Source organism: Candidatus Symbiopectobacterium sp. NZEC135, from assembly GCF_025962695.1.
The window spans coordinates 1-542 of sequence record NZ_JAGFPF010001442.1; the positions used below are offsets into that span (position 1 = coordinate 1).

Sequence of the window (542 nt, forward strand, 5' to 3'; positions counted from 1 at the left end):
TTGGTCAGTGCTGGTCGCAATCGGATGCGCTTGCTGATGGGTTGACACTGGTGACCTCCTCCTATCAGCCGCTGAAACCGCTGGTGGAGGAAGCTGAAACCGCACACTCTCAGCCGGTGCTGGTGATGACCTTTGGTTTGAACGGCGAGTCGAACTACAGCGAAAAGCGGGGTGCCAGCATGATGTTTCGTCAACAGCATGTGACCATCGCCAGCTTTCATCACAGTCTGGGCGAGCGTTATTATCCGGAACGACAAAAAGTGGATCAGTTGCGCCTGTTGGTGAGTGAATCGATGCTGGAGCGCTACATTGGCGGTGCGGCAACGCAGCGTCTGTTTGGTGATTATAAATTGCGTCAGCATGCCTACAGCCGGGTGGCACCGGTTGCACAACAGCACCTGCACGCACTGCAACAGGCGCAGGGCGACATGCTGTCCATGCACATTCATGCGCTGAACCTGCTGGCTGCGCATCGCTATTTGTTTGAGGAGACGCGGGAAGCACCCCGGTTACACCCTCAGGATGTGGTGGCGGTGGAGCGT

At 56.8% G+C, this 542-nt stretch carries 1 pseudogene; it reads left to right on the top strand.

From position 1 onward, the window contains the following. Positions 1–542, top strand: a pseudogene (locus J5224_RS34735) (AraC family transcriptional regulator); the annotation flags it as partial.